The organism is Bacillus nitratireducens, assembly GCF_001884135.1.
Lineage (GTDB): Bacteria > Bacillota > Bacilli > Bacillales > Bacillaceae_G > Bacillus_A > Bacillus_A nitratireducens.
The window spans coordinates 18402-36778 of record NZ_MAOC01000010.1; the positions used below are offsets into that span (position 1 = coordinate 18402).

Genomic DNA, 18377 nt, shown 5'->3' on the forward strand with positions numbered 1-18377 from the left:
TCAAAATTCAGTTGGAGCAAAGAAGTTAGGTGGGAGATCAACTGTCCGTAAACGTCCGATTGGTTCAACTAATAATCAGTGGGGGATGAACAAAATCCCCACTGATTAAAGTTTCACTTTATTTGTTAGCCAATCTAGAAGCTGCTTCTTCAACTTCTTTATATGCATTTTGTAATACTTCATTTGGATCTAGTACTGCTGTTCCTTGTGCACGAACGATTTGATAATCTTCAATACCTAGGAAATTAAACATTGCTTTTAAATATTTATGAGAGTATTCCACTTCTGTATACCAATCATCATTTGTATAGATCCCTCCACTTGCTTGTATAACAAGCATTCTTCTTCCATCTTTAAGTAGTCCCACTGATCCAGTTTCAGTATATTTAAATGTTTCACGTGCAATCATGATATTGTCCATGTAATCTTTTAACTTTGATGGAATATTAAAGTTGTGCAAAGGTAATACGATCACATACGTATTTGCACTTTTAAATTGTTGTAAAATTTCGGACATACGCTCTGTTACTTTTTGTTCTTCATCAGTTAACTTCTGTCCATTTCCTTGCTTTTCCCATGCGCTTAAAACAGTTTTATCTATCATTGGTACTACATCATCGTATAAATTAATCTGTTCAATCGTTTCATTATTAGGAATTAATTCTTTATAAGATACTAAAAAGTGGTTAAGAACCTTAATGCTGACTGATGATGTATCATCCACTTTCGGATGTGCGTTTATGATAAGTGTTTTGTTCATTTGTATTTCCCCTTTTTAAAAGTTTTTACGTTTTAATTGTCGACCATTTTAATCGTCGATTGATACGGTCTTTAATATAAGCTCTGAAATTATTTTTGTCAAATGAAATACATACTATTCTAAAAGAGCCTTTTTTTATTTGACTAAAATTCTAAATGGTCCTAAGATACAATTTGATAACCCTTAAAATAAAAAGCAGGTGATTTGTATATGCAATATAGTGTTGGGGTTGAATATGCCTTGCATTGCCTAGTTTATTTAATTAATACTCCTTCCAAGGAAAGTGTTGGAATAAAAGATTTGGCAGAGTTTCAAGGACTTTCTGAAACATTTCTTTCAAAAGTTTTCGGTAAATTATCTAAAGCTGACATTGTGAATTCTGTCCCAGGTGTAAAGGGAGGATATAGGTTAGCTAAGTCTCCAGAAGATATCTCTTTTTGGGATGTAATAGAAGCCGTCGAAGGCCCAAAACCTATTTTTCAATGTAAAAATATTGTACAGAATGGTCTACTATATCGAGACGACGCTTGTAATTCTTGTGACCCTAGCAATTCTTCTTGTACAATTAACTTAGTAATGCTTGAAGCAGAAGAACACATGCGTGAGTTTCTTCGTAAAAAGACTCTTGCATGGTTAGATAAAGAACTTGATATTGTTTTACCTGAAAAGATAAGGGTAGATACTCGTGAATACTTCAAACAAAAAAAACCTAACTAAATCGCCATGACGAATTAGTTAGAGTTTTTTGTTTTTTTATATTAATTCCATCATGTGAGTACTTCATCACAAATTCCTTCTTTAAATATCACATTTAATTAACTCATAAAGTTTCAAATTGATTAACATTAAAATTCTAAAAAATACAATTTTATTTTCGTGAAAAGTAAATGAATTTATGTGTTCAGATATTTTAAATATAGTGAAAATTGCCTTTGAAAAAGGAGCAGAGTATACGAAAGAAATCGTAGCTCGCATGGGCCGCACCGGTACAGTTGGTGAAAGAAGTTTAGGCTATCCTGATGCAGGTGCGCATGCGCTTGGAGTTATCTTTACGGAGATTGCGGGTAGTTTGAAATAGGAATTAGAAAGTCCCTCTGCCTTAGGGCGGAGGGACTTTTATATATTCTTCATTTGTATCTATATCAAATTTTTCAGTGCTTTTTGCTTATTTGAGAGATGTCTTCGATTAAATTGTATTTTAGACTTAGTTTTTTTGTGATTGCAGCTTATCAATTTTCCAGTGTGCTTCTAGAGATTCTAAAGAGCTTTCAATATAAAACATATATTCATCTGCGGTACCTGGTACTTCAAAAGCTATTTTCAATTCTACCGTTTCATTTGGTTTAACTTGTATATCAGAAGGGTTTTGATCAAGCACCTTTCCTTCATAGGTCTTTCCGTTTTTTTCATCTTTTAAGTTATATTTTAATTCTGATAGACCAATCATTTGACCCCGTACATTTTTTACAGAGACATTAACAACGACGGAATCGTTGTTAGCATTTAAATATGCACTTTGAACGGTGGCCAAGTAATAGCCCCCTTTAACACTCTCACCAACTAATAAAATACCTTGTTCCAAGCGGCTCATATTTTCTTTTTCTTCAAAATTTATTAATTCTTCATTTTCATTTTTTGCGGTTGGTTCTTCTATTGGACCATTTTCAACGGTGCTATCTTTTTTATCTTGTGTGCAAGCAGCCGTAACACTGACTAATACTAGAATTAAAGTAAGTAATATGAATGATTTTCTCATAAAATTGATCTGTCTCCTTAAGTTTCTCAATTTTGTGCAACTATACATATTATAAAGCGATTCTATTAATATTAACATAATGTCTCATTATTGGATTAAAATAGGGGATTTTAGACACTTTATTCTTGTTTTTTATTAATATAATTGGTGTATTTACTCTAGTTGTAGTGAAATCGTCCGTTGTTATCATTCCTACTGTATCATTAATAAACATCTTCATAATATATAATTAGTATTATTTTATTCTTCAAATATCTCCGGCTTCTCCACTCTAAATGATTTCACCTCACCACATTCTAAACAAAATGTAGTTAATAGTTTGGAACGTTTCCCCACTGAAAAGAGCCTACTAGAATCATCTTCACAAACATATGCATGATAGGCAAATCCAACTCTGCCTTCTTTAAATGTAGTAGAACCACAATTCTCGCATCGTTTATTTTTCATGCTACTAACACCTCTTTTGCTGTATTTTTAAGATAGAAGTAAAGCAATATACATGATGTTTTCGACATGATACAACATACCCCTTTATATATTCGCAAGTAAAACAACATAACACCCTTATAAATCTCTATAACAATATAGTTTTCCATATATCATTTAATATTTATCGGAAAAATAAGTATTAAAATATTGTTTTTTATTATTCTGATGATTATAATAAATGGAAATCAAACAATTCTTATGTTGAGAAGTGGAGGGACGGGCCCTATGAAACTTCGGCAACCTCGTTTTAGACGAAAGGTGCCAAATCCTGCAGGTGAAAAAACACCTGAAAGATAAGAGCGGTTCACTTAGTCAAGAAGGCTACTCTTATTTCGATAAGAGTAGCTTTTTTTATGACTAAAAGTTAAAGGGGGAATAGGTAGTGGAGTATGGTTTTTGGTTACCGATTTTTGGGGGATGGCTTCGAAATGTAGATGATGAATCTATGCCGCCTACGTTTGAGTATGCAAAACAAACAGCGCAAGCGGCAGAACAATTAGGTTTTTCAACAACACTTATTGCAGAATTAAATTTAAATGATATAAAAGGTGTTTCAGCACCAAGTTTAGAGGCGTGGACAACTGCGGCAGCACTTGCAGCAGTGACGGATAAATTAGAGATTATGACAGCTGTAAGACCTGGCTTCCACAATCCAGCTGTTACAGCGAAAATGGCAGCAAATATCGATCAATTAAGTAATGGCCGTTTTACATTGAATGTAGTTTCAGCGTGGTGGGAAGAAGAAGCGAGACAGTACGGCGGGGTATTTACCGCACATGATGAAAGATATGATCGCACAGAGGAATTTGTAACAATTTTGAAAGAGCTTTGGAAAGAAGAAGAGTTTTCTTATAAAGGGAACTTTTATGAGCTTCATCATACACATTTAAGTCCAAAACCTGTGCAGAAACAAGGCATTAAGATTTATGCAGGTGGTGAGAGTGAGCGAGGAAAAGAGGTCATTGTAAACCACGCGGATGCATATGTAATGCATGGCGGAACGGTAGAAGAAGTATCTGTGAAAATAGAAGATATGAAGAATCGTAGAAAGAAAGTTACAGAGAAGCCATTGCAGTCATTCGGGCTTGCCGCTTACGTCATTTGTCGTGATACAGAAGAAGAGGCATTAGAAGAATGGAAACGCATAACGGATGTGAAAGACGATGCTTTAGGTTATGCGGGTTACCAAGACTTTATTAGTAAATCGCATTTGGAACAGCAAGTGAAGCTCAATGATTATTCCGTATCTAATCGTGGGTTACGTCCTAATTTAATCGGAACACCAGAACAAATTGCAGAAAGGATACTTGCTTTTGAAAAAGTGGGTGTTACGTTATTACTTTTACAATTTTCGCCACAGCTTGAAGAGATGAAACGATTTTCTGAAAAAGTGATGCCATTAGTTGAAGCAAAAAGAAAGGAATTGATTACAAATGAGTAAAATTTACATATTACATGAGAATAAGGAATGGACGAATCATTTAGTGAAAAGGTTGGAAGAACTGGAGTTACCGTATGAGGAATGGCTTTTAAATGAGGGAACACTGCCGTTAGAACAAGAACCTCCCCAAGGTGTTTTTTATAGCCGCATGAGTGCTTCTTCACATACGAGAGGGCATCGGTATGCACCTGAGCTGACTGAAGGGGTTCTTGCTTGGTTAGAGGGATACGGACGAACAGTATTTAATGGGTCTCGTGCATTACGTCTTGAAGTAAGCAAATTGAATCAATATGCAGCATTAAGAAAATTTGGGATACAAGTGCCGAAAACAATTGGTGCTGTTGGCCGTGATCATATAGTAAAAGCGGCAAGGGAGTTAGGGGAAGTACCGTTCATTACAAAGCATAACCGTGCAGGTAAAGGCCTTGGTGTTCAGCTGTTTCATTCCATTGATGCTTTAGAACAATATTTGGATGGTCCGGCGTTTGAAGAACCCATTGATGGAATTACTTTAATCCAGCAATATATTGAAGCGCCAGAACCATATATTACACGTTGTGAGTTTGTAGGCGGCGAGTTTGTATATGCGGTTAAAGTAGATACATCAGAAGGATTTGAGCTTTGTCCGGCAGATGCGTGCTCTATTCACGATGCTTTTTGCCCAGTAGGAGAAGAGAGTAAGAAAGAGTCGTCATCAAAATTTGAAATTATATCAGATTTCCAAGAGCCGATTATTGAGCAGTACAAAGAGTTTTTGAAAGAAAATGAAATTACCGTCGCTGGTATTGAATTTATTCGCAGTTCGGATGGAACAATTTATACGTATGATATTAATACAAACACAAACTATAATTCTGATGCAGAGTCTGTAGCGAATCAATTTGGTATGCTGGAGCTTGCTAAATTCCTTGGAATAGAATTAGAAAAACAAGTAGAGTCAGTTAAATAATGTTGATTAAAAAATAAGGTTCTGGTGCAAATATAGGAAAAAAGAAGAGATAGCACATTTTATCGGTGAAAGATCGTTCGGTAGAGGAGCTGTAGTTGGTGGGAAAAGGTTAGGATACCTTGATGCAGGTTGGGGTTATCTTTACGGAGATTGCGGGTAGTTTGAAATAGGAATGAGAAAATCCCCTCTGCCTTGTGGTGGAGGGGATTTTTTTATAGTTGATTGATATATCTAAAAAAGAAGTGGCGAAACAAATGAACAAAAGTAGTTAGAAAATTCTATGCTTACTTTTTCAGTATAATAGTTATAGATGAAAGGAGCATGTGATGTTTAATTTTATAATTGCTGGGGCTTTATTGTTTATATTATTTTTATTTTTATTTTTATTTTTTAAAGATCGGAGACGAATTAGTTTAGCTTTTATTCTCACATTAAGTTTAGGCTGTTTCTTCCTAAGTATTTTTGATGCTTTATCAAAATCAGAGGTTAATGAGTTTTCTCGCTTATTATTATTAGGAATAGTTTTTGGATTAATCCCTTTAGGGATATTGTTTGTTGCTCTGTATCTTTTATTTAATGGAAAAGTTATGATGCAACGTGAAGGAAGAAGATTGGGTAATTTATTATCTTTATTATTGAGTTTTGCAGTATTTGGTATTATTGGTTTATTAATGAAACTTGCATTTAGTGTGTATCATCCTAGTTTCTATATGTATTATGTAACAGTCGTACTGTTATTTTTATACTTTGCATATATATTTATGAGTTACTTAACTTATGCAGTACTTTATCATTTTATAAAGGTAAAATACATACCTGATTTTATTATTGTTTTGGGGTCAGGTTTAATTGGTGGGGATAGAGTGCCTCCATTATTAGCATCTCGTTTGGATAAAGGGATGGATGAGTATATTAAGTATGGCCGTATCCCTAAAATTATAGTTTCTGGTGGACAAGGTCCAGATGAATTAGTAAGTGAAGCGGCTGCTATGAAAAAATATTTAGTGGAAAAAGGCATGAATGAGAAAGATGTGTTAACGGAAGATAAGTCTCGAAACACATTGCAAAATATGCTATTTTCTAAAAAGATTATGGACACTATAAAAACTGACCACAAGAGTATATTTGTTACAAATAATTATCATGTATTTAGAGCTAGTATTTATGCAAGATTATCTGGTTTGAAATGTGAAGGTGTTGGTTCTAACACAGCAAGATATTATTTACCAAGTGCATTTTTACGAGAATATATCGGTATATTAGTCATGTATAAATGGTGGCATGCTACTTTTGTAGCTATTTTATTGTTATTTGTATTGTGGTCGATGTAGTTATACTATTTTGAATGCTCCAGTATCGGAGCATTTTTTTATTTTATTTCACTTTTCATAGGAGGGCTATTCATAAAAAAGACCCCCCATAAGGTGCCGTCCTCTGTATTTTAATTTACTATCTCACGCATTTCCCCCTGCATAAAAAATATTTCTCAACATTTTATTTGTTGAAAAAGATTGAATATTCTCTATAAAGAGAATATTATGTTTCTATCGGCAAAAAAAACGATAATTCGCAGACACTGGGGAGGAAATGCATTGAAAAAGAATAAGAAGTTAAAACCTTTATCAGTTTTAGCAACAGCGGCAGTACTAAGTAGTAGTTTTGCTTTTGGAAGTCATGCGGCGGCTGAAACACCAACACCATCTCTACCAATAGATGAGCATTTAATACCGGAGGAGCGTTTGGCAGAAGCGCTAAAACAACGGGGCGTAATTGATCAATCTGCATCACAAGCTGAGACGTCAAAGGCTGTCGAAAAATATGTTGAGAAAAAGAAAGGGGAAAACCCTGGTAAAGAAATCTTGACGGGAGATAGTCTTACGCAAGAAGCTTCTGATTTTATGAAAAAAGTAAAAGATGCAAAAATGAAGGAAAATGAAAAGGCGCAACAGCCAACAGTAGGGCCAGTAGCTGGACCAGGTGCAGGATTGAATTCTATTAAATTAAATGGAAAAGTCCCTACTGCACCAGCGAAGCAAGAAGAGTACAACGGTGCTGTTCGAAAAGATAAAGTGCTTGTTTTACTCGTAGAATTTAGCGATTTTAAGCATAACAATATTGATCAAGAGCCAGGATACATGTACTCTAAGGACTTTAATCGTGAACATTATCAAAAAATGTTATTTGGTGATGAACCATTTACTCTATTTGATGGATCGAAGATTAATACATTTAAACAATATTATGAAGAACAATCTGGCGGGAGCTACACAGTTGATGGAACTGTAACGGAATGGCTTACTGTTCCAGGGAAAGCTTCAGATTACGGTTCGGATGCAGGAACTGGTCATGATAATAAGGGTCCTTTAGGGCCACGTGATCTTGTGAAAGAAGCATTAAAAGCAGCGGTAGCAAAAGGAATTAATTTAGCAGACTATGATCAATTTGATCAATACGATCAAAATGGTGATGGAAATAAAAACGAGCCAGATGGCATTATTGATCATTTAATGGTTGTACATGCTGGCGTGGGTCAAGAAGCTGGCGGCGGTAAATTGAAAGATGATGCAATTTGGTCTCATCGTTCAAAACTTGGATCAAAACCATATGCGATTGATGGCACAAAATCTTCTGTTTCGAATTGGGGCGGAAAGATGGCTGCATACGATTATACAATCGAGCCTGAAGATGGAGCGGTTGGTGTGTTTGCGCATGAGTATGGTCATGATTTAGGCTTACCAGATGAGTACGATACAAAGTACTCAGGACAAGGTGAACCTATTGAGTCATGGTCTATTATGAGTGGCGGCAGCTGGGCTGGAAAAATTGCAGGAACAGAGCCAACAAGTTTCTCACCACAAAATAAAGAGTTTTTCCAAAAGAATATGAATGGCAACTGGGCGAATATCGTTGAGGTAGATTATGATAAACTTCGCACGGGAGTCGGTGTTGCAACATATTTAGATCAAAGTGTTACAAAATCAAAACGACCAGGAATCGTTCGTGTTAACTTGCCAGACAAAGATATTAAAAATATCGAGTCAGCATTTGGTAAGAAGTTTTATTACAGCACAAAAGGAAATGACATTCATACAACACTTGAGACACCAGTATTTGACTTAACAAATGCAACGAATGCTAAGTTCGATTATAAAGCATTCTACGAACTTGAAGCGAAGTATGATTTCCTTGACGTATATGCGATTGCAGAAGACGGAACGAAGACACGTATTGATAGAATGGGCGAAAAAGATGTAAAAGGCGGAGCAGATACAACTGATGGTAAGTGGGTTGATAAATCATACGATTTAAGCCAATTCAAAGGGAAAAAAGTAAAACTGCAATTTGAGTATTTAACAGATATTGCAGTAGCTTATAAAGGATTTGCGTTAGATAATGCTGCATTAACTGTCGATGGGAAAGTTGTTTTCTCTGATGATGCAGAAGGTCAGCCAGCAATGATGTTAAAAGGATTTACTGTATCTAACGGATTGGAACAGAAAAAAAATAACTACTATGTAGAGTGGAGAAATTACGCTGGTTCTGACACGGCGTTACAACATGCACGTGGTCCAGTCTTTAATACAGGAATGGTTGTATGGTATGCGGATCAAAGCTTTACAGATAACTGGGTAGGCGTTCATCCAGGTGAAGGATTCTTAGGAGTAGTAGATTCTCATCCAGAGGCAATCGTAGGTACATTAAACGGACAACCGACTGTGAAGAGCAGTACGCGTTATCAAATTGCCGATGCTGCATTCTCATTTGATCAAGCGCCAGCATGGAGAGTGGATTCGCCAACTCGCGGTATCTTTGACTATAAAGGATTACCAGGGGTTGCAAAATTTGATGACTCTAAGCAGTACATCAACAGCGCGATTCCAGATGCAGGACGTAAGTTACCGAAACTAGGATTGAAGTTTGAAGTAGTAGGTCAAGCTGAAGACAAGTCTGCAGGTGCAGTTTGGATTCATCGATAGAATAAGGTGAAATTAAGAGGGAGCTGCCCTATAAGTTGGTGAAACCGACTTATGGACAGCTCTCTTTTTATTGTAGAAACCATAATGAAAATATGATTTTTTGCATATTTTTAAATTTAATATATCCTCCGAAAAGTTTTAATTGTATAATGTTTTTTGTCATATTCTTCTAGATTTTTCGACAAAAAATAACAAAAATAGAAGACGTATTGGGAGAATGCATTATGTACATAAAACTATTAAAATCAATTACATCATTATCACTTATTGGTGGTGCTTTATTATATACAAATGGCAGTGATGTGAAAGCTGCTGAAGCGGGCGTTTTTTCTGATGTACCAACATCGCACTGGTCCTATCCGGCGATTAAAGATTTAGCGGGTAAAAATATTATTTCAGGTTATGGAAATGGAAAGTTTGGTTTTGGTGATGTTGCGACGCGGGAGCAAGTTGCAGCGTTAATTTATCGTGTGTTAGTACCGAATAAGCAAGGTGGTACGTTTAGTAATGATGGTGCTCGTTATGTATTACAAGATGGGTCTATTTTAAACAATCCGTATCGTGATATTCGCTCAGGTTCTACAATGTTTCCGGAAGAGGTTTTAACGTTAACGAAATTAGGGATTTTTAAAGGTGATGGAAATGGCGGTTTTAGACCGAAAGATTCTGTTAGCCGCGCAGAAATGGCGCAAATTATTAAAAATGCGTTCCAAGTTTCAGCTAAACAAAAACATACATTTAATGATGTTCCAAATGGATTTTGGGCAGAAAACGCGATTAGTGCGGTGCAGTCAAACGGGATTGCATCTGGTACAGGGGACGGGAAATTTGAACCAGCTAAAACGGTAACGCGTGAACAGTATGCACAGTTTTTATATAATGCATTGAAATATAAAAAGCCTGAGGTTGCGGTGCAAGATACAGGAGATGCGGCATTATTAACAGCATTCAAAAATGAAGTGCAAACACGTATTAATACGTACGAAACGAACATTACACTTCCATATAAAACGAAAAATAGTAATCAGGAAGAAGTAATGAAGACACTTTTTAACGCCTATAAAGAAGTTGCAAGTAAAAATGAGTATACAAATTATAATAGATCGAATGTTTCATATGGAATTTCTGGATCACCTGGAAATTATACATTTAAGCTAAATATTACATATCGCGAAACGAAAGAACAAACAGAGTATGTGATGAAACAAGCGAAAGCGATCGTTTCTTCTATTATTCAAACAGGAATGGATGATCATGAAAAAGTGAAGGCGATTCATGATTATGTTGTAAAACATGTTTCTTACGATACGTCTTATAAAGCGTATACAGCATATGAGGCACTCGCGAATCGTTCTGCCGTTTGCCAAGGTTATACACTATTAACCTATCAATTATTAAAAGAAGCTGGAATTGAGAATCACTTTGTAGTAGGGACTGGAGACGGTCAGCCTCATGCTTGGAATTTAGTGAAAATCGATAACAAATGGTACCATCTCGATACAACATTTGATGATCCAGTGCCAGATGTACAAGGCCGCGTAACATATTCATATTTCAATTTATCTGACGAGCAAATTGCAAGAAATCATGAGTGGAACCGCGTGGACTATCCGCAGGCTACAACAAACTATTATAGTACATTAACAAATAAAATTGCGGCAGGTGGTACGAAAACTCCTGCATACCAACAAATTTTGAAAGATACAAAGTTAAATTATTTAGGAAATGAATACATCGCGAATAGCTATAATGAATTAAAAAGTAAAATGCAGCAGCGCTATAGTGCAAAGCCAGAAAAGATTGAAGTGTTGTATAAGCAATCAATGAATGGTGCATTACAAGATGTGAAAAAGGCAATTGGAGAAATCGGTTATCCAAAAGGATCAAACCGTGTTTCTTATAAAGCGGAGCCGTATAATGCAAAAGAAGGGTATTCTTTGGTGACGATTACGTTTACGTATTAAAAATAACCTAGATCCATTTAAGGGATCTAGGTTATTTTTTTATACCTTAATTTGACATATACAGTCAGACTGTATAAAATAAAACTATACAGTTGAACTATATAGTTTGACTATATATTTAACGTTACATTGGAGGTCTTTATGAATAGAGATAAAAATTTACCATTAACGGAAACAACGTATTACGTTCTTTTAGCTTTATTAGAGCCAGCACACGGATATTTAATTATGCAAAAGGTGGAGGAACTTAGTAATCATCAAGTGAAAATCGCAGCGGGTACATTGTATGGTGCGGTTGAAAATTTATTAAAACAAGGGTTAATAGAATCGGTAAAAAGTGAAGATAAACGAAGAAAAGTGTATGTCATTACTGAACGTGGGAAAGAAGTATTACATTTAGACTTTATGAGAATGCAGCACATTATTGAGGTTACAAAAGGTTTATTACACGTATAGTTAGGGGGAAACGATGATGTGGAGATTGAAATTCTTTTTAGACTTTGAGAAAGAGGAAAAATGGTTAGAAGAGATGGCTTGGAAAGGCTATCAACTAAAAAGTAATACATTCGGTTATAAATTTAGAATCGCAGAACCGGAAGATACGACAATTAAAATAGATCATAGAATATTTAATAGAAGAAAAGATTTTATTAATTACTGTACATTATTTGAAGATAGTGGCTGGAAGCATATAGCCGGTAATTGGTGGTCAGGCACGCAATATTTTAAAAAGGTAGATGAGGAAAGTGAAGATGACATTTTTTCAGATCAAATGTCACGAGCAGGGAAGTACAAGCGTCTATCTAAGACATTTTTAGAATTGGCGATATGTTATTTGCCGCTGTTAATCCTATTTATGTTTAATAATACAATTGATCTAGGAGCGATTTTAAATCCGAAAGACTTATACTATACACCAGGATTATGGGATATGCATGGTGCAGCATTTGTAGGATCCTTCTTATTTGAAACACCATTTGCATTAATGAGGGGCATTTCATGGTTGTTTATCCCAGCTGCGATTGGTATGTTTTTCTTTTTCTCATATAAAGCAAATCGATTGTATGAAGAGAGAAAATACTAAGAGGACCCCCTTAAAGCTGATGCTTTGAGGGGGATTCTTTTGAATTTGTAAATGGTATACTCGGTTGTAATTAACATTAATTCCCTTTATTGGTGTTTGAATGTGATGTGATTTTGATAATAATATTCCTTAGGAGGATGATTATCATTAATATACTTTTAGGTGTCATCACTGCTATTGTCCTCTTATTAATCGCTGCATGGACTACAAAAAGACCTAATACAGACGACTAGCATAAATAAACTATTGTATTTCTCAATGAACAAAACAACTTAACATGGTAAAATAATATTTGGATGGGAGTCCAATATATATTATTAAAATTAAGATGGTTCAAGTCGGAGAAAGGCACCTTAGGGTGTCTTTTCTTTTTTCTAAATGAGAGTTTTGGCTTAAAGAAGATAAATCTTCAACGGATTATTGTCATGAATATATTGATAAAGTTCATCAATATATTTGTAGAAAGGAGGAATTCAAGTGAAGAGAGATGATAATAGGATTGGTCACTTTACATCTGAAAAAGGAAAGGAAGACTTTCAAATTACCTACGATGAATCAATGGCACTTCTTCCAACACCTAACGATACGAAAGATATAAAAACTAAATACGGCACAATTCGTGCTTATTACTTTACTAAAGAGGAAAACAAACATAAGGAGCCAATACTCTTACTCCCTGGACGTGGTGCATCTACTCCAATGTGGGTACCCAATTTAGAAGGGCTAAGGGAGAAAAGGCCTGTTTACACGATAGATTTACTCGGTGAACCTGGAATGAGTGTGCAAACGAAGGTGATTGAAAACCAAAAACAACAAGCAGAATGGTTAAATGAAGTAATTGAAGGATTAAGTTTAGAAAAAGTGCATATCGTGGGTGTCTCCATTGGAGGTTGGACAACAATGAATTTGGCCAGATATAATCCAGAGCATATTGCTACGGCTAGTTTATTGGACCCAGTCTTTGTATTTGCGCAAATACCCATAAAGATGATACTTGCATCTATTCCAGCTGCCGTTCCTATTGTACCTAAGTTTATAAGACAAAAGATGTTAAGCTATGTATCTGGAGGAGCAGAAACAAATGACGATGAGCCTATCGCTAAGTTAATCGAGTCGGGTATGCGTAACTATAAACTTAAAACACCAGCACCGGATCTATTTAGTAAAGAAGACTTGAAAAATATCAATGTTCCAGTGCTTGCATTAATGGCTGAAAAAAGTACAATGCACAATTCTGTAAAAGCAGTTGAAACTGGGAAAAAATACGTTAAAGATATAGATATAGTTAACTGGAAAAATGCATCTCACGCAATCAATGGTGAGTTCTCTAACGAAGTTAATGCCAGAATCCTTGAGTTTATAGAAAAACATTCTAATGATAACTAAGTTGAAAGTGGAAAATATGTTGTAATAACAACTTTATCTCTATATAGCTATTTAAGAGGATTTAGCTTATTTTTTGTTTTGGGGTATTTTAAAGTACCCCCTAAATGGAATTTTTTTATAGCACCGAAGTTCATTTTTATGATTTTTGGGGAAGAATGTGCTTCTTAACTTGATACCGCAAAAAAACAAACAGGAATGACTATTAAGTCATTCCTGTTCCTTAAAGAAACCTTCTATGGTACTAGTAACTTCCTTGAATGCTTCACCTTGGACACTAGAAATTGATAATCCTCCAATTATATTTTTCCACTGTGAATTTACACTATCCCAGTTATCATCCCAATTTTCAGTAATATGCTTATAAGCTTTAAAAGGTTTATCACGACTTGGTGAAACATATTTTAAAGCATCTATCAACCCTACAAACTCCAAAACACTTCAGGCCCTTCTTTTAGAATTGGAGTTACCTCTTCGTTTCGAGATAAAACTTCCATTTAGGTGGTGCTATTAAATTTAAAAAGCTAAAACAAGCATAACCCCGTTCTAAATTTAGGACGGGGTTAAAATATAGTTGTTTAATTTCCGATATAAGATACTTCACTGTACTCAAAAATATAACAATAAAGTCGATTGATAATCTAAGGTTTATTCAGCAATAGCGCCCGATTGCGGAAGACCAAGAAAATGATTATGATTGCTGCTTATAGCTTGTTGAACTAACGCACACGTTACTTTAAGTGAATTGATTCACAATCTTACTGGGAGTTTATCTAAAAAATCTGAATTAACTTAATAAAAAAAGGACTCCCTTTTTGGGAATCCAATTCATTCAGTGTCACTTTGGTTAAAGTCTAATCTTCTCGGTTCGCAACACTGTCATTAGCCTCATCGGCACCTTCGCCGACTTTGTTACCCATCGCTCCTCCTGCAACAGCTCCTGCAACGGTACCAAGTGGACCAAGAACAGAACCCAAAGCAGCTCCAGCGACAGCACCGACACCAGTTCCTACCGCTTCGCCAGTATCATTATCAACACGGTTACGTTCGTTTTTATCAGCCACTCATCTCACTCCTTATTTAGAATAGGCAAGTGCATTCCAGCACAATACCTTACATATTTTGACCTATAAGGACAGATTTATGCGGAGTGTTAGAATCCTGAGGATTTAGCAAACCGGCGCTTTACATAGCGATGATCTTGTTCTATGTAATTATTGAAATGTTTGATTGTAGAATGAGTAGTACTTTTATAAAAGTCATTCACCTTTAATTTTTTGAGTGAACAAAGTAAAGAAAGGGCCTTATCTGTTGTCAGAACCGTTGGTTCTCCAAAAGTTTGAACGAGTCGTTTCGTAAAAGCATACGCAGATTGTGTATTCCGTTTCTTAAGTTGATGGGCATATGGCGATACCCTTTAATCGTAATCAGCATTATGATAATCGTTATTTAAGCTGGGCACTCTTCCATGGGGACGATATTCTATGTGAAAGGTATTATGTTATTACTCGTACTGAGGCTCTTCATGTTCAATTTGTTGAAGACGAGGATTTAAAGATTCAATAATTTCTTGAGTTTGTTGTGCTGCACCTTTATATAATTGTTTTGCTTGCTTGTTATCAGTATCAAGAACAAATCCTTCTAGGCATGCTTGAGCACTCTTTAATCCAGCGATAGTTTGTTTAAGTTTAGTACTTACTGTCATGTAGTATTCCTCCTTATAAATGTACTTCAAAATATAGAATGCCTATTTTGTTATCATAGTACGATTTCCAATTTTAGGGATATGCGAATGAGAAATTTTATAGTTAATCATTCAAAGGAGAATTTTTTAGCTAATAGATGCATGGAATAGTTTTGTCCCAATAACAAAAACTAACAGAAATAAAACGATAATATATAAAGGAGATTAAATATGCTGAAAAAGATAGGGAAAATTTTCCGAGTATTCCTCTTTTTATTTATCGGTGGATGCTTAGTTCTGTTTGTTTGGGGGGAATTTGACAGAACAATAGCCGAAAAAAATGGGGTATTTAGCCAGAACTCTAGTCAATACCCTATGCGTCAAAGTGATATTACTATGTATACAGATGGGAAACAGTTAAACAATCAATTATTCTCAGATATAGAGAAAGCAAAGCATTACGTGCATATTAACTTTTTTTCTATTGCTGATGATAAAGTAAGTCATCAGTTTCTAGAGCTATTGCGGAAAAAAAGTCAGGAAGGTGTAGAAGTATACTATGCAGTGGACAGGTTAGGTGGAATTTTACTAAAGAAAAAGGAAAGAGAATTATTAGTTAAAAAAGGAGTTCATTTTACATATTACAATAAACCTGTTTTTCCTTATCTCTTTTCTTCTTTGGATCATCGGAATCATCGTCGTATTTCAGTTATTGATGGAAAGGTTGGTTACATTGGCGGATTCAACATCGGAAAGAAGTATTTGGGGGAAAAAGAAAAACTTGGTTATTGGAGAGATTATCATCTTCAAATACGAGGAGAAGGAGTTCAAGATTTAGAACACCAATTTGTATTAGACTGGAATAAAAACTCAGAGAAACCGATTCCGATACACAATGCGGTAAAGGAAAAGGGAGCAACCTCGCAACGATTTACTGCATATTATAGTGGAGAAAAACTTGGGCAAGATTATGCAATGCTGTTTCAACAAGCAAAAGAATCCATCATTATATTAACACCTTATTTTATACCAAAAGACAGAACTATTTGGAACGCATTAGTAGATGCAAGAAAGAGGGGAGTTCGTGTCAAAATTCTATTCTCACCTCATTCGGATGCACTATTAGTTAAAGAAGCAGCATATCCATATATTCGAAAAGCATTAAAACAAGGGATGGAAGTATATGGTTATAAAAATGGGGTGTTACACGGTAAAGTATTTTTGATTGATGAAAAAGTATTGATGGTTGGGACCGTGAATTTTGATTCACGCTCGTTTCATTTAAATGAAGAAATGAACTGTTATATTCATGACCCTATTTATATTTCGAGAATAAAACCAGTGATTAATGCAGACTTACAAAATTCAAAGCAAGTAACATCCTCTGACGTCAATCAATTATCTATAAAAGAAAAAATGAAAGAAAAGGTTGCAAAAATGTTTGAGTATTATTTGTAAAGACAAAGTATTTTTATATTAGGGATAGTTTCACATTGCCATCAAGATAAGGAATGCAAATACCCCATATCCATCAAGCTAACAAGGACGAGTTACTCCAAAACGATAAAAACGATCAACATGCATCAAAAAAACCACGCTAAGCAAAAATACAATAAGCTGTCCATATGGACAGCTCATTTACATAATTACCGTTATTGGAAGTTGGATAACTTTGCCCATCCCCCGACAAAGGGGAATAATACAGGATCGACTATTTCTATCTTTTTTATTAACTTTAAATTTATTTAAATAAATCTTTTTAAATATTCGCCAAATATTTTATTCATAACTTTGGGGGTGTTTTCTAAATAAACATTAATTTGTTCAATGTTCGATTCAAATTTATCAGAGTTACTTTCATCTGTTGGAAAATCAGATATTCCTTTTATAATAATGCACTCAACATCATTCTTCTTACAGATATAAGCAATTGCGCCCGCTTCTGTATCGGCTATTATTATTTCGTTTTCTTTAAGTTCTAAATAGTCCTTCCACATAACTACTGCTTTATCAGCGGTGCCAATTGTTCCGGTATGAAAATCATTTCCATATTTTGATAAATCAATATCGACTATGAAGGATTGTTTAATAAAAGGCTCAATTTCTTTTACTGTGCAATCATATTGAACGGCTTTATCGGGTACGAAAATATCCAAATTATTGAACTTATTATCTATTCCTGCACATGTTCCAGCAACGATTACTTTAGTTAAATTAAATTTGGAAATCATATACTGATTACCACCAACACCATTTACTTTTCTTACACCGGTACTATAAAAAACAAGTTCAGTATTATTAATTGTTCTCATGAAATACTCGCCATAAGGATAACCAAAACATTCGTTATCTTTTATGCTAAAGTATTCCAATGTCGCTTCATATTCCCACTTGGTTGCTATACTTATTCCTATCATCGACTTATCACCCTACAATATTCTAAATTAAGCTCAATACTTTCCATAGCTTATTCCCCCTTTTTCGGGGGGAATGGGCAAAGAAACCCATATAGCATTATTCTTTTTTTGATTTATAAAGTCCTTTTCTTATTGAACTATCTTGCCAGTTAGTCGAACAAGAACTATCTCATTTTTCGGGTGAAAATCGTATACATATGTAGTTAACATAACGTCTCATTATCAGTAGCAAGAATAAGGAGGAACCCTAATCTCATAAGTAAATCTCCTTTTTTTGTTCTATGGATCTATGCATTTTTTTATACATTCCTATCCTGGCATGGTTTTTAGGTTACTGGATTAGCAGAAAAACTGTATAAAATCTTGCATACTCTTAGCCTAGTTTTTTTCCGAAATGCTGGCGGTACCCCATCGCTATCAAGCTAACAAAACAAAATCCCCCCTAAAATGAAAAAATAAGCTATTCTTTCTGT

18 protein-coding genes, 1 pseudogene and 1 riboswitch are annotated in these 18377 nt (G+C 35.0%); of the genes and pseudogenes, 11 read left to right on the forward strand and 8 right to left on the reverse strand.

The window, feature by feature from the left end; genetic code table 11:
* Positions 1–118: 118 nt before the first annotated feature.
* The gene (locus BAU23_RS04405) at positions 119–760 is read right to left on the reverse strand and encodes an FMN-dependent NADH-azoreductase (protein WP_016101676.1); all 642 of its coding nucleotides are present in this window, start codon (positions 758–760) and stop codon (positions 119–121) included.
* Positions 761–970: 210 nt separating this feature from the next.
* Between BAU23_RS04405 and BAU23_RS04410 the strand changes: the two genes are divergently transcribed.
* Positions 971–1477: an RrF2 family transcriptional regulator gene (locus BAU23_RS04410; RefSeq protein WP_016128850.1), complete on the forward strand. Its 507-nt coding sequence runs from the start codon at positions 971–973 to the stop codon at positions 1475–1477.
* Positions 1478–1676: 199 nt separating this feature from the next.
* Entirely contained in the window at positions 1677–1838 is a 162-nt protein-coding gene (locus tag BAU23_RS04415; protein WP_391509714.1) for a DAK2 domain-containing protein, read from the forward strand.
* A 126-nt stretch (positions 1839–1964) separates the two neighbouring features.
* Here BAU23_RS04415 and BAU23_RS04420 read toward each other — a convergent pair whose 3' ends face one another.
* The gene (locus BAU23_RS04420) at positions 1965–2516 is read right to left on the reverse strand and encodes a DUF4352 domain-containing protein (protein WP_071733647.1); all 552 of its coding nucleotides are present in this window, start codon (positions 2514–2516) and stop codon (positions 1965–1967) included.
* Positions 2517–2756: 240 nt separating this feature from the next.
* Positions 2757–2963 carry a hypothetical protein gene (locus tag BAU23_RS04425; protein WP_000792082.1) on the reverse strand — a complete coding sequence of 69 codons (207 nt, stop codon included), beginning with the start codon at positions 2961–2963 and terminating at the stop codon, positions 2757–2759.
* A gap of 235 nt (positions 2964–3198) precedes the next feature.
* Positions 3199–3305: riboswitch (SAM riboswitch) on the forward strand.
* 82 nt (positions 3306–3387) lie between these two features.
* Between BAU23_RS04425 and BAU23_RS04430 the strand changes: the two genes are divergently transcribed.
* From BAU23_RS04430 to BAU23_RS04465, 8 genes are all read left to right on the forward strand, one after another.
* Entirely contained in the window at positions 3388–4446 is a 1059-nt protein-coding gene (locus tag BAU23_RS04430) for an LLM class flavin-dependent oxidoreductase (protein WP_071733649.1), read from the forward strand.
* A complete protein-coding gene (locus BAU23_RS04435; RefSeq protein WP_016128855.1) occupies positions 4439–5395 on the forward strand; it encodes an ATP-grasp domain-containing protein in 957 nt (318 codons plus the stop codon). The genes BAU23_RS04430 and BAU23_RS04435 overlap by 8 nt, the downstream gene beginning before the upstream one ends.
* A gap of 326 nt (positions 5396–5721) precedes the next feature.
* Positions 5722–6726 carry a YdcF family protein gene (locus BAU23_RS04440; RefSeq protein WP_071733650.1) on the forward strand — a complete coding sequence of 335 codons (1005 nt, stop codon included), beginning with the start codon at positions 5722–5724 and terminating at the stop codon, positions 6724–6726.
* Positions 6727–6987: 261 nt separating this feature from the next.
* Positions 6988–9372 (forward strand): immune inhibitor A domain-containing protein, encoded by a 2385-nt coding sequence (locus BAU23_RS04445; RefSeq protein ID WP_083583295.1) that lies wholly within the window; start codon positions 6988–6990, stop codon positions 9370–9372.
* 224 nt (positions 9373–9596) lie between these two features.
* Entirely contained in the window at positions 9597–11336 is a 1740-nt protein-coding gene (locus BAU23_RS04450) for an S-layer homology domain-containing protein (protein ID WP_071733655.1), read from the forward strand.
* Between the two features lie 141 nt (positions 11337–11477).
* A complete protein-coding gene (locus tag BAU23_RS04455; RefSeq protein ID WP_001078065.1) occupies positions 11478–11792 on the forward strand; it encodes a PadR family transcriptional regulator in 315 nt (104 codons plus the stop codon).
* A 16-nt stretch (positions 11793–11808) separates the two neighbouring features.
* Positions 11809–12420, forward strand: a complete 612-nt coding sequence (locus BAU23_RS04460) for a DUF2812 domain-containing protein (protein ID WP_000269137.1) — start codon at positions 11809–11811, stop codon at positions 12418–12420.
* A 477-nt stretch (positions 12421–12897) separates the two neighbouring features.
* The gene (locus tag BAU23_RS04465; protein WP_071733657.1) at positions 12898–13806 is read left to right on the forward strand and encodes an alpha/beta fold hydrolase; all 909 of its coding nucleotides are present in this window, start codon (positions 12898–12900) and stop codon (positions 13804–13806) included.
* Positions 13807–14013: 207 nt separating this feature from the next.
* Here the strand turns inward: BAU23_RS04465 and BAU23_RS04470 are convergent, their stop codons facing one another.
* From BAU23_RS04470 to BAU23_RS04485, 4 genes and pseudogenes are all read right to left on the reverse strand, one after another.
* A complete protein-coding gene (locus BAU23_RS04470; RefSeq protein ID WP_002125715.1) occupies positions 14014–14223 on the reverse strand; it encodes a hypothetical protein in 210 nt (69 codons plus the stop codon).
* Between the two features lie 434 nt (positions 14224–14657).
* Positions 14658–14867, reverse strand: a complete 210-nt coding sequence (locus BAU23_RS04475) for a glycine zipper domain-containing protein (RefSeq protein ID WP_000764047.1) — start codon at positions 14865–14867, stop codon at positions 14658–14660.
* 92 nt (positions 14868–14959) lie between these two features.
* Positions 14960–15193 (reverse strand): annotated as a pseudogene (locus tag BAU23_RS04480) (DDE-type integrase/transposase/recombinase); the annotation flags it as partial.
* Positions 15194–15307: 114 nt separating this feature from the next.
* The gene (locus BAU23_RS04485) at positions 15308–15508 is read right to left on the reverse strand and encodes a DUF1657 domain-containing protein (protein ID WP_000218932.1); all 201 of its coding nucleotides are present in this window, start codon (positions 15506–15508) and stop codon (positions 15308–15310) included.
* A 210-nt stretch (positions 15509–15718) separates the two neighbouring features.
* On the opposite strand from BAU23_RS04485, the gene BAU23_RS04490 reads away from it, so the two are divergent.
* Positions 15719–16945: a phospholipase D-like domain-containing protein gene (locus BAU23_RS04490; RefSeq protein WP_000913726.1), complete on the forward strand. Its 1227-nt coding sequence runs from the start codon at positions 15719–15721 to the stop codon at positions 16943–16945.
* A 287-nt stretch (positions 16946–17232) separates the two neighbouring features.
* Here the strand turns inward: BAU23_RS04490 and BAU23_RS04495 are convergent, their stop codons facing one another.
* Positions 17233–17904 (reverse strand): 5'-methylthioadenosine/S-adenosylhomocysteine nucleosidase family protein, encoded by a 672-nt coding sequence (locus BAU23_RS04495; RefSeq protein ID WP_071733659.1) that lies wholly within the window; start codon positions 17902–17904, stop codon positions 17233–17235.
* Positions 17905–18377 lie beyond the last annotated feature (473 nt).